Below are 13,327 nucleotides of genomic sequence, written 5' to 3'. Positions count from 1 at the left end.
GCATACCTATTCGTATGACAAGGGATGCTATCTGCAGCGGAGACCGCTTTCAAGAGGTTGCTGCAGTTGTGGATAGTTCTTAATTCTTTCTCCACAATGGGATTTATATTTCCCGATGCCGACCAAATTGCTGGTTTTGATGGCAAAGGCTACTTTCCATCACCTTCAGGAGGGCTCATGGTCCGCTATGAATTGCTTCTGGTTTCCCGAAAATTCCAGCATCCGAGACAATTCGAACTTGTCATGTCCGGGCGAATCTCGGGCGAGCAGCTCGCCGCGCTCCTGCAGCGGAACTTCCCGGACCATCGATGGTTTGCGGGAGCAACGCGTATAGAAGAATTGGAGACTCTGTCAGCTGCCGATCGCCTCGTGCTCCATGAACTGCCCCAGCCCGCTCTCGTCTCAGGCACCGCTGCTTCGCGCCTCAAGCTGCTAGTGCTTCGCGGCCCCGACGCTGGTGCCTGGATTCCGCTCACGAAGGGAGAGCATGCCATCGGCCGAACTGCTCCGCTCTGGTTGGAAGATCCGCTGGTTTCCAGGAATCATGCGAAGGTCATCGTGACAGCACAGGGCTTGCACCTGCACGCGTGTGCCGAGCAAGAAATTGCCATGCCAGATGGAAGCCACCGCCAGTCCGTCGAGCTGGAGCAAGGATCACGCTTCCGGCTAGGCAACACCGAATTCGCCGTAGGCGATCCATTAGCTGCCGACTCCGGTCATCTGGTCTCCTCCGAACAGTTGGAAATCCAGTCACCTTCAAAGCCCGAACTGTCCCGATTGATTGCAATGGCCTTAGCCGCATTTGTTCCGATCATTTCCGGCGTCTTGCTTGCCGTGGTTACCGGTTCAATGCTCTTCCTGGTCTTGAGCGGCGTTTCTGCCCTGATGGGGCTGGTACCTGCGGGTCAGCTGGTGGTGGAACGGCGTCGGTGGAAAAGCGAAATGCAAGAGCAGCGGACGTCCGCGATCGCCGCAAGAACGAGATACTCCCCGGACCTTGGCGAAGCGTTCGTAGCTGGACTGGATGCTTCGTCTTTGGGCCTGTCCTGTAATCGGATACCACCCTTGGTTTGGGGCGAGGGCCTGTGGTCTCCCCAAGAATTCTCTCGTCCTTCTCCCACGGGCGTGCGCAAGATATTTCGAGGCCTCAGAAAGACGAAGACGGATGCGCCCTGGTTTGGTCCGGTGTTCTTCCCAAGCACCCCGGGCGTCTGGCAATTGAAGACTGTGCAAGGGCAAAGTGCGGGATCGATCCTCGCCGCAGTTCTTGCGCGTTACCTCCCGGCTATACATGCCGGCCAGCTACGGCTGGTGATCGATCCCAGTATTCGCTGTCTTCCTGCGTCATTGCTCTTGATGAACAACGTCTGCATGTCCCATCTGTCCGATTCCGATGAATCGAGCTTCCTCAGGAAAGAAGAAGCCGGTCTGGCGACGCTGTACGTCACTGCCCAATCACCGCAGCCCATATGCGGCACACTGGTGCTGGGCATTTCGCCGGTACTGTCCGAGTCTGTGGAGAATTGGATTGTTCCAAGCCCCGTCTGTGCGCATTTGCCCGACGAACGGCTAGTTCTTCAGAGCCTGGGCACGCTGAGCCTCGCTCGGTTCGACAAGATGGTGCAGCAATATGTGCAGCTGCCTAAGAAAGCAGCAACAGAGAATCCAGACTCAAGTCCATCTGGCTCCTGGTGCCTACGCGCGCTTCTGGGTCTGGATGACCAGCAAGAGGACGTGTTCCTCGACCTTCACGAGGACGGTCCGCACGTACTGGTATGCGGCACGACCGGCTCGGGCAAGTCAGAAGCGCTCCGGCGTATCATCGCAGATTTTTCCTGCAACTATTCGCCGGCTCAGCTCGCTCTCGTGCTCATTGATTTCAAGGGTGGAGCTGGGCTCGGTGTTTATGCAGGCTTGCCCCACGTCCAGCTCTTCGCAAGCGACCTTGATGAAGCCGCGGCTCAGCGTACTTTAGAGCAATTGGAGCATGAAGTGCATCGGCGCGAAGAGCTTTTGGCGGATCACGGTTGCAGCGACATTGCCGAATATCAAGATCTCGCTGAACCAGGCCCAGTCCTGCCTCGCTTGGTAGTCGTCATTGACGAATTCCGCGTCTTCATCGAAACCCTGCCTCAAGCCAGCGCCAGAATTGATCGCTTGGCTGCGGTAGGCCGGGCTCTCGGTATCCACCTGATTCTCAGTACGCAACGACCGGCTGGCGCCTTGACCGGGCAAACCAAGGCGAACTTGAACACGACAATCGCCTTGAGGGTCAACGACCCAGGCGAATCGATCGAACTGGTTGGCTCCGTCCAAGCATCCAAATTCCTCTTCCCTGGCCAGGCGATCATCAAGAGTGCTTCCAAGCCAACTCGGTGCCTGCAATTCCATCTGGCCATCGAGCCACCTCTGCACGGCGAATTATTCGAGCGGAATCGCCAAGATCTCACCTTGCTTCCCCTGTGCCAATTCGAGAAGAGCGTTGCATCAGCAACCGGAGATCCATTGCGCGACCATGCCTCCGAGCTTTCTTCACGATGGTCAGGTACGGAGCTGCCGGCATCCGGTTTTGCCCCGGCGTTGCCATTGCCATCAGAACCATGGCCTTCGCCGCAGTCTTGGGAGGGGAAGGAGCGCGGGGCTATCTGCTGCGGTATTGCAGATAACCTGCATCTGGCCCGGCTCGAGCCGTTGGTCCTCGACCCTGCCCGTTCACGATCAACGTTGATCTGCGGCCTGCCTGAAGCCGGTGCACGCACGCTATTTGCTTCTCTTGCCGATTCGACAAGAAAAATATTGTGCTTCGGTCCATCACCAGTTCCTGATGCCGCCAAGAACCTCAAAGTTGTCACCGGTGAAGATCCCTACGACTTCTTCGAAGCTGTCGACTTCGTGGAATCCATGCCGAAGGATCCGGCATTGATCATTCTTGTACATTCACTCACCCAGTTGCAGTCCAACATCCACCCCCAGCATTTTCAACGCTTGGATGAAGCACTCGGTACGCTATTGCGCTTCGGCGGGCCTGAATCGCCAATGGTTCTTTGTTCAGTCGACCGGGACCAGAATGCCTTGAAGTCCACTGGTCTTTGCACCGAGCAATGGTTTTTCCCATTCAACGCCACCGAGTCGTTGAAGATGATCTGGCCCAAGATTCCGGACTGTTCTCCGCTGCCTGGCCGCGGAGTCAAACTAAGTTCCGGGCAACCGCCGCAAGTCTTCCAACTCACCCACGCACATTCGGCTGGCGTCGCCGATAGCGCCTGGCCGGTCCGGCCAACGGCCAGAGAGATCTTTGCAGGATCTGCGCTGCGCCCGGAAACTTTTCTGGGATTCTCGCCCTTTGATGGTGAAGCCGTGCCTCGACCAGCAGGGCAACTAGCCATTGTGCTCTGTCCCGATACGCTACAGCGCGGGCAGTTGAGCGATGTGCTCTCTGGGCGCTGGAACGCCATGCATATTTGCGGCTTGTCGGACTTGGATCGGTTCGTCCGGGCTCTCGATGACGCCTCATCCGGGGACCGGCAGGAATTGCTCTGCGTGTACTTGGAAACCACTAGCGATTCGCGCCTGCCGCCGATCATTGAGGCACTGAAGTCCAGTGGGATCGGTGTCGTGCTATTCGTTCCACCGTCCAACAGGATCGCCTACGACTTGGGAATGAGCGTCAACGGGCTAGATGATCGCCAGGTGATTGTTGTCGAAGCCCATCATCCGCAGGATCTTCAACCGATGAACTGGCCGCCGATCCACCCGGAGATTGACCAAGGGTTCAAGGATTATTGGGCCGCCATCATCTCTAAACGAGGCAACCCTCGTGTGATTCACATTCCGTACGAATTATCTGGCGGGCTTTCAGCGATTCGGCCGGTCTCCGAGGAAAGCGGTCGTCTTCGGGGCGAAGAGCATCACCACAGTAGTTCCCGCGATCACAATGGACAGGACCGCCGCGGCCGTCACCATCGGGATGTCGGAGCTCAGGAACGAAACGGAGAGGATGAGCTGGAATAGTTGCCAAACGATAATCGGAGCACGAGTAAAAGCTTTTCCCTTAAAGAAGTTAATGGCAACCGAGCCGTGCCAAACAGCAAGCAGCAAGCAAAGAGCCAGCATGAATAGCTGCCCGCCCATGTTGACTGTTCCATTGGCATCCAGGTTCAGCATGTAGCTGATGGCGTACGCCAGAGTGGCCAGTGCTTCAATCAGGACCAGCGCGGCAACCACGAAAACACTGGTTGGGCGGGACGAGGTTGTATTTTCGTTGCTCACATCAACAATTTTCGTTGACCTTCTACAGGAACTCAAACCGCAACAACTGACTTTCGCTGTTGTTCGCGCCACACCACCGATAACTAGCGGATCCAGGTGCCAAATGCCATGTGAGAAAGCCCTCAGGCATTCAGCAACTTTTCACTTCCGTGACTCTTGTTTACTTCCGCGTTACATGAAAACCTTATGTGGTTGGTTAAACGAAGTGCCCGAATGGACTTCACCGACCTTTCGAAACGCCAGAAGTTAACCACTAGGCAACCAGGAATTCATTTCACTCCTAGGTCGTTGTTGCCTGTGTGTTGATTGCCGTTGGCGTTTCAGACCCTCTCAGATTTCAAGGAGCATCAATAAGCATGGATTGGCGTAGCCGCGCGGCGTGTCTGGAAAAGGACCCGGAACTGTTTTTCCCAGTGGGAAACACCGGTCCGGCCCTGTTGCAGATCGAAGAGGCCAAGAGCGTCTGCCGTCGATGTGAAGTAACTGAAACCTGCCTGCAGTGGGCCATTGAGTCCGGCCAGGACGCAGGGGTATGGGGCGGCATGAGCGAAGATGAGCGCCGTGCCTTGAAGCGTCGCGCAGCACGAGCTCGCCGCGCTTCCTAATTGAGCTGCGCTCGAGGTAATTCTCGCAACCCGAGACGCTATACGAAATCCGCCAGCGGTCAACACCACTGGCGGATTTCGAGTTTAAACGGCAAATTGTCAGCTCACCTAGGTACATTAAAAGTAGTATTCATGTTCGAAAGGATCCGTTAGTGACTCTGGCCCGCTTCGCGCGCACCGTTCAGGCAGGTGCGTCCGCAAAATGAGCCCGGCCCCGACCGACCCGAACCTGGGCAAGACGCTGGATGGCCGCTACCGGCTCGACCATCTGCTCGCTCTGGGTGGCATGTCACGGATCTACCGCAGCATGGACAAGCGGTTGCACCGAGCCGTTGTCGTGAAGATCTTGAATGACAACTTTGCCAGCGAGTCCACGGTTCGTGAACGATTCGAATCTGAAGCTGTCATCGCCGCGAATATCACCCATCCGAATGTGGTTTCAATCCGAGATCACAACGTGAGCGACAATCTGGTGTACCTCGTGATGGAATATGTTCGCGGGCGCAATCTCGAACAGGTCATAGAGGAACGCGGGCGTTTTACACCGCGCCAGGCCCTCAGCGTCCTTGAGCAGATTTGCCGCGGTCTCAGCGCCGCGCACAGCGAGGGCATCATCCACCGGGACATGAAACCGGCCAACGTGCTGCTCTCCGATACCGGTGAAGTCAAAGTCACCGACTTCGGCTTGGCCCGTGCCGCGAGCGCCCATACCCAGTCGGCGACGCTCGTGGCAACGCTATCCCATGTTTCTCCTGAACTGGTTTCAGGCTCGCCAGCCGATTCGCGCAGCGACATCTATGCCCTGGGCATCATGATCTATCAGATGCTGACGGGGCAATTGCCGTATACCGAAACCAATGCAGCCGCATTGATGAAACATCATCTGGACTCCCCCATGCCCCTGCCCTCGGACCTGGTTCCCGATTTGGCCGAAGATCTCGATGAACTCGTTCGATGGTGCACCGAGAAGGATCCGGAAAAGCGTCCGCAGGATGCATCATTGCTGCTGGAGGAGATCATCCAGATCCGCTCCACGCTCAGCGATGCGCAATTGGATGTCGGTGCCGAGGATCTCGGCGGGATCGAAGATCTCGCACCGCAAGCATTCGCGCAGATGCCTACGACGCTGCAGCAGCGCCTTGATGCGATGCAGCGCGAGCGCGAGGAAGAACGTGAACAGCTGTGGCTGGAGCGGAACGCTGCACAGCAAGAGGCCGGCTACGAACTAGATGATGCTCCAGCCGATCCTGATCGTACGACGGTCATTGCCGCCGCCGATGCCACCGAGGTCCTGGACCTTCGCGACGCGCAAGCCACTTTGGCCCCGCCTCGTGCGGCTGATCCCGGCTCGGATCCTGGAATTGCCGCGACGTCGGTGTACTCCCGTGGCGATGAGTTGGAATCAACCGAAGAACATTGCGAAGCCGATGAAGCTCCGCTGTCGGTCCGTGGCCAGAAGCGTGCGCAGAAGCAAGCCGCAAGGAAGTGGCGCAAGGAAGCCCAGGTGCCCACCCACAGTTTGCGCCAGCCGCGCACCGGAACGCAGAGGTTCGTCATCACGCTGATGTGGATCCTCGTCGTCGCTCTGGTGGCCGGCGCAGGATGGTTCTTCGGCCGCGGCCCCGGAACAATTATCCGCATCCCGTCATTGACCGGAATGCTCCAGTCCCAGGCAGTCGCGCAGATGGACGGCCAAGGCGTTCCCGTTCGCATAGGCACCACCTACGACGATGAGATTGCCATCGGCCGGGTGGTGGATTCGCAACCTGGAACCGGCGAAAACATCATGAAGTTCCAGGGAATCGACCTGATCGTTTCACAAGGGCCGCAGCTTTTTGCGGTTCCGGATGTTGCCGGGAAAACCCTTGAGCAGGCCACCACGGCCCTGGCCGAGGTCGGCTTCGAGGACATTAAGACCACCGAAGCCTACTCGGAATCGGTCAAGGAGGGCGAAGTCATCAGTTCCACCCCGGCCGCCGACGAGAAATTGCCGAGGAAGAACATCATCACCCTTGCCATTTCAAAGGGACATGCTCCGGTCAGCGTTCCCTCGGTCATCGGCCTTGGCAAGGAGGCGGCCAAGGAGAAGCTTGAGGCGGTTGGCCTGGAGCTTGAGGCAGATGAAGCCGTCCATTCCTCGACGGTCGAAAAAGACCTCATCGCACTCCAGGATCCAGCTCAGGGCACCGTCCCATATGGCAGCACCGTGACGGTAAATCTTTCGCAAGGACCGGAGTACGTCCAGATCCCGTCCGTGATTGGCATGGACGTGGAAGAAGCCGTTACGACGCTGGAATCCGCCGGTTTCACCGTCAAGACCCATGATGTCTTTGGCGGTTTCGGCCAAACCGTGCGCATGCAATCTCCGCTGCACCAGCAAGCCGTGCGCGGCAGCGAGATCAGCATCTACGCTTTCTAGGGCCGTTGGCGCTTCCAGTTCACAAAAAATAATCCGGTTCCCGCTTGGGGAACCGGATTACTTTTCTAGCTGCTAGCGATTGCGGCTGCGGCTCTGCAGTGCCGAGGAGACCAGGAAGGCCATTTCCAGGGACTGGCGGTGGTTCAGCCGCGGGTCGCACAGCGACTCATACAGCGAATCGAAGTCTTCCTCGCGGATCGGATCCGCGCCGCCGAGGCACTCAGCAACATCGTCGCCGGTCATCTCCACATGCAGACCGCCCGGGAAGGTGCCCAGCGAGTCGTGCACCTCGAAGAAGCCGCGGACTTCGTCCATGACGTCTTCGAAGTTGCGGGTCTTGTAGCCGTTCTGGCTGGTGACCGTGTTGCCGTGCATTGGGTCGGTAACCCACAGAACCTGTGCTCCTGATGCAGTGACCTTCTCCACCAGGTTCGGCAGCTTCTCGCGGATGTTCTTCGCACCCATGCGGGTGATGAAGGTCAGTCGGCCCGGCTCGCGGTTCGGATCGAGCTTGTCGATCAGCGCCAAGACATCTTCTGGATCCGTGGTTGGGCCCAGCTTCACGCCGATTGGGTTGCGCACGCGCGAAAGGAAATCAACGTGGGCGTGGTCCAGCTGGCGGGTGCGTTCGCCGATCCACAGGAAGTGGCCCGAGGTCGCGTACGGCAGGCCGGTGCGGGAGTCGGTACGGGTCAACGCACGCTCGTAGTCCAGCAGCAAGGCTTCGTGGGAGGCGAAGAACTCGGTGCGCTTGAGCGCCTCGAAGTCTGCTCCGCAGGCATCCATGAAGCGGATGGCCGAATCGATTTCTCCGGCCAGCTGCTCGTAGGCGGAGTGCGCCGGATTGGCCATGAAGCCGCTGTTCCAAGAGTGCACGCTGCGCAGGTCGGCGAATCCGCCCTGAGTGAAGGCGCGGATCAGGTTCAACGTCGCAGATGAGGTGTTGTAGGCCTGCACCATGCGCTTTGGATCGTGGGCACGCGACTCCGGCGTGAAATCGAAGCCGTTGACGATGTCGCCGCGGAATGCCGGCAAAGTTACACCATCTCGGGTTTCGTCATTCGAGGAGCGCGGCTTGGCGAACTGGCCAGCCATGCGCCCCATCTTGATGACCGGCATCGAGGCGCCATAGGTCAGCACGACGGCCATCTGCAAGATGGTGCGCACACGCGAGGAGATCTTGTCTGCGGTCGCGTCGGCAAAGGTTTCGGCGCAGTCGCCGCCCTGCAGCAAGAAGGCCTTGCCTTGGGCCGCCGCGGCCAGTCGTTCGCGCAATACGTCGACTTCGCCGGCAAATACCAGTGGCGGACGCGAACCCAATTCCTTGATGGAGGACTGATAGTCCTTGTGCTCACGCCAGGTCGGCTGCTGGGCAATTGGCAGTTCACGCCACAAATCTAGTTGCGGATCGGTGGCGGGGCCGGCTACAGAGGAGCCAGGCAATGGGGTTCGGTTTTCTTCGCTCACCTTGCCCATTCTACGTGGCGTCGGCTCAAAGCACCGCGACGAATGTAACAACGAGCCGTAACACTGCCGCTGGTGCGCTGCTACTTCTTCGCTTTGCGCGGTGCGTAGATATCCACGTAGCTCTGGCCTGAGAGGACATTGATCGCCTTGCGGATTTCGTCGGCGCAGGCACGGAGCGTTTCGGGGTTCGATGGCTGGCCGCCCAGGTGCTCGAAGGTCAGCGGCTTGCCGATCTTGATGCCGACCTTTCCCGGATGCGGCAGGCTCTGGCCGATGGGCTGCACCTTGTCGGTACCGATCATCGCAATCGGTATCACCGGTGCGCCGGTCTCCAAGGCGAGCTTGGCGACACCGAGCTTGGCTCGGTACAACCGGCCATCCGGAGAACGCGTCCCTTCGGGATAGATGCCCAGCACCTGTCCCTGCTCCAGCGCCTTCTTGGCGCTGGCCAGCGAGGCCGCCGATTTCTGCCCGCCCGACCGGTCCATGGGCAGCTGGTTGATGTTGCGGAAGAACCACGCGGTGATCCTGCCTTTGATACCGGTGCCATTGAAGTACTCGTCCTTGGCCAGGAAGATGACGGTGCGGTCCAACGCAGCCGGGAGGAACACCGAGTCGCACACCGACAAGTGATTCGAAGCCAGGATTGCCGCGCCGGTTTCCGGCACATTGCCGATGCCCTGGATCTTGACGCGGAAGAAAATTCGGATAATTGGCCGGACAGCGAAACGCTTGAGGAAGTCGTACAGCACGGCGGGAAAAGTCCTTCTTCTAGTTGACCAGCTACGCGGGAAGAGAAACCGCGACCTTGCTGGTCGAAGCGCACTCCGCACCATTCAATTGTGCACTACGCTCGGAGGTGTAGGCAGAATTCGGGAGGGTACCATGATGAAAATCGATGAAGGCAATACTCCGCTCAATGAGCCCGTGCGCTCCAACGCAGTGCTCTTGATCCATGGTTTTACCGGCTCCCCCGTCGCCATGCGGCCTTGGGCGGATTCCCTGGAGCTGGCCGGGTTCGACACTGACGTCCCGCTTTTGCCAGGCCACGGCACACAGTGGCAGGACATGGTCGGCCGAGGGTACGACCAGTGGATCCATGCCACCGAAGAAGCGTTCGACGAGCTCGCCAGGACCCACCAGCAGGTATTCGTCGCCGGACTTTCCATGGGTGGCGCGCTGGCTCTGCATCTGGCGACCCGGCGCAACGTGGCTGGTGTGTCGCTGGTCAACCCGGGACTGGTCGTGGATTCCCGCTTGGCGTCCTATACCCGTTGGCTCAAGCATGCCGTGCGCACTGTCGCCCCGATCAGCAATGACATTGCCAAGCGCGGCGTCGATGAAGGGGCCTACCCGCGGACCCCGGTAGCGGCAGTAGCCGAACTCCACGCGCTCTTTGCCCAGACCCGCCGCCGCCTGGAATTGGTCAGCGCCCCGGTGCAGCTCTTCCGGTCCACCGTCGACAACGTGGTCTCGGAGCAATCTGTGCGCGAACTAGTCGGGGGCTTGAACCCGGGCACCTTGGCCGAGCACCATATGCTCCTGCACTCCAAGCATGTGGCCACGCTGGATTACGATGCCGAGCAGATCTTCCATGAATCGGCCCGCTTCTTCGCGCAGCTGGCCTCCAAGGAGCAGAAGCGCAAGGAGGAACGCGCATGAATCCAGATGATGCCCATCCTTCGAACCAGCAAGACCCGCAATGGGATGAGCTGGTCGAGAATTTCCGCCAGCTCGATGCCGCGGCACCACGCGAACCCAGCGCCGAAGAGCGCAAGGCGCAGCTGGAGAAGCTGTTCAACACCGGACCTGCCGCGGTTCGCGGTCCACGCGACTACGAAGTCGACGACACCGGCGAGGAGTTCGTTCCAGAAGCACCCGCCGCACTGGGTTCTGGCGATCCGATGCTGAATCTCGCCTGGGCTGGCGCGGCTGGCGGCCCGCTGGGGTTGCTGCTGTGCGTGCTGTTTTTCCGCTCGGCTCCGGCGTTCATTTATTTCGGTTTGGGAATCATCGCCCTGCTCGGAGTCGCATACTTACTTAAACGTCTTCCCACTGAACGCGATCCGGGAGATGATGGGGCGCAAGTCTAGAAAACGGCTTTGAGCACGAACCACCGTAGGTTACTCTATAGTAATAAACATGTGATGCGGATTACCCGCAATTGCTAATGGGGTCACACGAAGTTTCAGGAGTTGAAGACCAGATGCGCGAATACAGCTCGCCAATTCGCATTCATTCGCCAGAGCAGTCGAACATTACCGATCTGCTGCTGCGCCACGCGAATTCAGCGGCGAACCCGGCCTTGTTCTCCAAGCCGGGAGCCGACGGAACATGGAATGATGTCACTGCCTCGCAGTTCGCTGCCGATGCCCGGGCCATCGCGAAGGGCTTCATCGCCAACGGCATCGAGGCCGGCGACAGGATCGCCCTGATGGCCAAGACCCGATACGAGTGGACACTGGTGGACTTCGCCATCTGGTTCGCCGGTTGCATCACCGTTCCCATCTACGAAACTTCCTCCCCCAGCCAGGTTGCCTGGATCGTTTCGGATTCCGGCGCCAAGGCCGTGGTTGTCGAGGCCGCCGCCCAAGAAGCGGTCGTGCGCCGCGCCGCCCATCAGGAGCAGCTCGATTCCCTGGATCATGTCTGGCAGTTCGACGGCGGGCTGGACCAGCTCTCCGAAGATGGCAAGAACGTCGATGACCAGCTGCTCGAAACCCGCCGGGCAGGCGCATCCCTGGAAGATGTCGCCACAATCATCTACACCTCTGGCACAACCGGCCGCCCCAAGGGCTGCGAGCTGACCCACGGCAACTTCGTGGAACTGGCCGAGAATGCGGTGGCTGCCTTGCCCGGTGCCGTCTACCCGGGCGCATCGACCATCATGTTCCTGCCGCTGGCCCACGTATTCGCCCGTTTCATCTCGGTGGTCAACGTGGCCGCCGGCTGCCGCACCGGGCATACCCCGGATGTCAAGCACCTGCTCGAGGACCTGCAGTCCTTCAAGCCGAATTTCATCCTCGCCGTGCCACGCGTCTTCGAGAAGGTCTACAACTCGGCCATGCTCAAGGCCGAGGACGGCGGCAAGGGCAAGATCTTCCACGCCGGCGTCAGCGTCGCGGTGGCGTATTCCAAGGCCACGCAGCAGGGCAAGGTTCCGCTGGCGCTGAATCTGAAGCACAAGCTCTTCGACGCCCTGCTCTACAAGAAGCTGCGCACGGCCATGGGCGGCAACATCCGCCATGCCGTCTCCGGAGGCGGCCCGCTGGGCGAACGCCTGGGCCATTTCTTCAACGGGATGGGCGTGACCATTCTGGAAGGCTACGGACTGACCGAAACCACCGCGCCGATTTCGGTCAATACGCTTGACCGCATCAAGATCGGCACCGTCGGTAAGCCGCTGCCGGGCAACGCCGTGCGCATTGCCGCTGACGGCGAGATCCTCGCCAAGGGCATCTGCGTGATGCGCGGCTACCGCAACCGCCCGGAACTCCAGGACGAGACCTTCACCGACGGCTGGTTCCACACCGGGGATATCGGCGAGCTCGACGCCGATGGATTCTTGAAGATCACCGGCCGCAAGAAGGAAATCATCGTGACCGCTGGCGGCAAGAACGTGGTTCCTGCCCTGCTCGAGGACCAGATCCGCGCCGACGCGCTGGTATCCCAATGCGTGGTCATCGGCGAGGGCCGGTCGTTCATTGCGGCCCTGGTGACCCTGGACCAGGAAGCCCTGCCGGGCTGGCTGGCCCGCCACCAGATGGACAAGGACCTGTCGCTAGAGGAGCTGTCGACCCACCCGAAGGTGCTCGAAACCGTGCAAGCGGTAATCGACAAGGCCAATGCCTCGGTCTCCAAGGCAGAGGCAATCAAGTCCTTCCGCATCGTGCCCGCTGACTTCACCGAGGAAACCGGCCATCTGACTCCCTCGATGAAGATCAAGCGTGCGGTGGTGCTCAAGGACTACGAAGCAGTGATCGATCAGATCTACTCGGCTCCCAAGCCCACTGCATAATCCAGGACAGCATGAGCCAGCTCCCACGATTCGCGAGCTGAAGCGGCCCAAGGCAACTTGAGGCCGCTTTGCTGTGTCCGGGCATAGTAGCTGCGCGGCAGGACCACGCGGCTGAACGCCGGGGCAGGGTGGTTCTGGTGCTCGTGGCCGAGCACCGCGTAGATCAGGTTCGCGGCAAGCTCCTTGCGGCCATTGGCCAGCAGCCATTCCACCAGTTCCATCAACCGGTCTTCGGATTCGGCGCTGGTATCCCCCACCGCCACCAGCACGTTCACACCGGTGAATTTGCCTTCCCTCACCGATTGCACGCGCTGCGGCCCGGCCGTGGCTACCGTGGCCTGGCACTCCAGCTCGCCGAATTGCTCGGCCAAGTGCTCGGCAATTTCGCAAAATGGCAGATGCGTGTCGAGGGTGAAGACCAGTACCGAGATGGGCAGGATCCTAGATCCCAGCTCGGCAACTTGTTGCTTCAGCTCCTCGGACACAGCCCCGGGCTTCGTCTTGTGTGCGCGCATCCCTGCTCCTTCAGCTAGTTGGTTCGCACGATCA

The 13,327-nt window shown here is 59.6% G+C and carries 9 protein-coding genes; 6 read left to right on the top strand and 3 right to left on the bottom strand.

Going from position 1 to position 13,327, the window contains the following annotated elements; all coding sequences use genetic code 11:
* Positions 1–24: 24 nt before the first annotated feature.
* The 3 genes from ATK23_RS03080 (at position 25) to ATK23_RS03070 (ending at position 7,293) form a co-directional block, all read left to right on the top strand.
* Complete coding sequence (locus ATK23_RS03080; protein WP_083515379.1) at positions 25–4,011, top strand: FHA domain-containing protein; 3,987 nt, start codon at positions 25–27, stop codon at positions 4,009–4,011.
* Positions 4,012–4,625: 614 nt separating this feature from the next.
* A complete protein-coding gene (locus tag ATK23_RS03075; RefSeq protein WP_013348560.1) occupies positions 4,626–4,874 on the top strand; it encodes a WhiB family transcriptional regulator in 249 nt (82 codons plus the stop codon).
* 202 nt (positions 4,875–5,076) lie between these two features.
* Positions 5,077–7,293: a Stk1 family PASTA domain-containing Ser/Thr kinase gene (locus tag ATK23_RS03070; protein ID WP_066137550.1), complete on the top strand. Its 2,217-nt coding sequence runs from the start codon at positions 5,077–5,079 to the stop codon at positions 7,291–7,293.
* A gap of 72 nt (positions 7,294–7,365) precedes the next feature.
* Here ATK23_RS03070 and ATK23_RS03065 read toward each other — a convergent pair whose 3' ends face one another.
* Positions 7,366–8,769, bottom strand: coding sequence for a class II 3-deoxy-7-phosphoheptulonate synthase (locus ATK23_RS03065; RefSeq protein WP_038990356.1), 1,404 nt, complete (start codon positions 8,767–8,769; stop codon positions 7,366–7,368).
* Between the two features lie 71 nt (positions 8,770–8,840).
* Positions 8,841–9,512, bottom strand: coding sequence for a lysophospholipid acyltransferase family protein (locus ATK23_RS03060; protein ID WP_066137548.1), 672 nt, complete (start codon positions 9,510–9,512; stop codon positions 8,841–8,843).
* A gap of 133 nt (positions 9,513–9,645) precedes the next feature.
* Between ATK23_RS03060 and ATK23_RS03055 the strand changes: the two genes are divergently transcribed.
* From ATK23_RS03055 to ATK23_RS03045, 3 genes are all read left to right on the top strand, one after another.
* Positions 9,646–10,422, top strand: coding sequence for an alpha/beta hydrolase (locus ATK23_RS03055; RefSeq protein WP_066137546.1), 777 nt, complete (start codon positions 9,646–9,648; stop codon positions 10,420–10,422).
* Complete coding sequence (locus ATK23_RS03050; protein WP_052253602.1) at positions 10,419–10,853, top strand: hypothetical protein; 435 nt, start codon at positions 10,419–10,421, stop codon at positions 10,851–10,853. The genes ATK23_RS03055 and ATK23_RS03050 overlap by 4 nt, the downstream gene beginning before the upstream one ends.
* 113 nt (positions 10,854–10,966) lie before the next feature.
* Positions 10,967–12,778: an AMP-dependent synthetase/ligase gene (locus ATK23_RS03045; protein ID WP_066137544.1), complete on the top strand. Its 1,812-nt coding sequence runs from the start codon at positions 10,967–10,969 to the stop codon at positions 12,776–12,778.
* Here the strand turns inward: ATK23_RS03045 and ATK23_RS03040 are convergent.
* Positions 12,751–13,293 (bottom strand): hypothetical protein, encoded by a 543-nt coding sequence (locus tag ATK23_RS03040; protein ID WP_066137542.1) that lies wholly within the window; start codon positions 13,291–13,293, stop codon positions 12,751–12,753. The two genes, ATK23_RS03045 and ATK23_RS03040, sit on opposite strands and share 28 nt — an antisense overlap.
* Between the last annotated feature and the right edge of the window lie 34 nt (positions 13,294–13,327).

Source organism: Glutamicibacter nicotianae, assembly GCF_002797775.1.
Lineage (GTDB): Bacteria > Actinomycetota > Actinomycetes > Actinomycetales > Micrococcaceae > Glutamicibacter > Glutamicibacter nicotianae.
The sequence above is the reverse complement of the archived record's forward strand: the minus strand, read 5'-3'. Positions and strand labels throughout refer to the sequence as shown.

Excerpts from the sequence above, each read along its gene's own strand:
- ATK23_RS03080 (WP_083515379.1), top strand. The coding sequence starts at position 25 with ATGCTATCTGCAGCGGAGACCGCTTTCAAGAGGTTGCTGCAGTTGTGG.
- ATK23_RS03075 (WP_013348560.1), top strand. The coding sequence starts at position 4,626 with ATGGATTGGCGTAGCCGCGCGGCGTGTCTGGAAAAGGACCCGGAACTG.
- ATK23_RS03070 (WP_066137550.1), top strand. The coding sequence starts at position 5,077 with ATGAGCCCGGCCCCGACCGACCCGAACCTGGGCAAGACGCTGGATGGC.
- ATK23_RS03065 (WP_038990356.1), bottom strand. The coding sequence starts at position 8,769 with ATGGGCAAGGTGAGCGAAGAAAACCGAACCCCATTGCCTGGCTCCTCT.
- ATK23_RS03055 (WP_066137546.1), top strand. The coding sequence starts at position 9,646 with ATGATGAAAATCGATGAAGGCAATACTCCGCTCAATGAGCCCGTGCGC.
- ATK23_RS03050 (WP_052253602.1), top strand. The coding sequence starts at position 10,419 with ATGAATCCAGATGATGCCCATCCTTCGAACCAGCAAGACCCGCAATGG.
- ATK23_RS03045 (WP_066137544.1), top strand. The coding sequence starts at position 10,967 with ATGCGCGAATACAGCTCGCCAATTCGCATTCATTCGCCAGAGCAGTCG.
- ATK23_RS03040 (WP_066137542.1), bottom strand. The coding sequence starts at position 13,293 with ATGCGCGCACACAAGACGAAGCCCGGGGCTGTGTCCGAGGAGCTGAAG.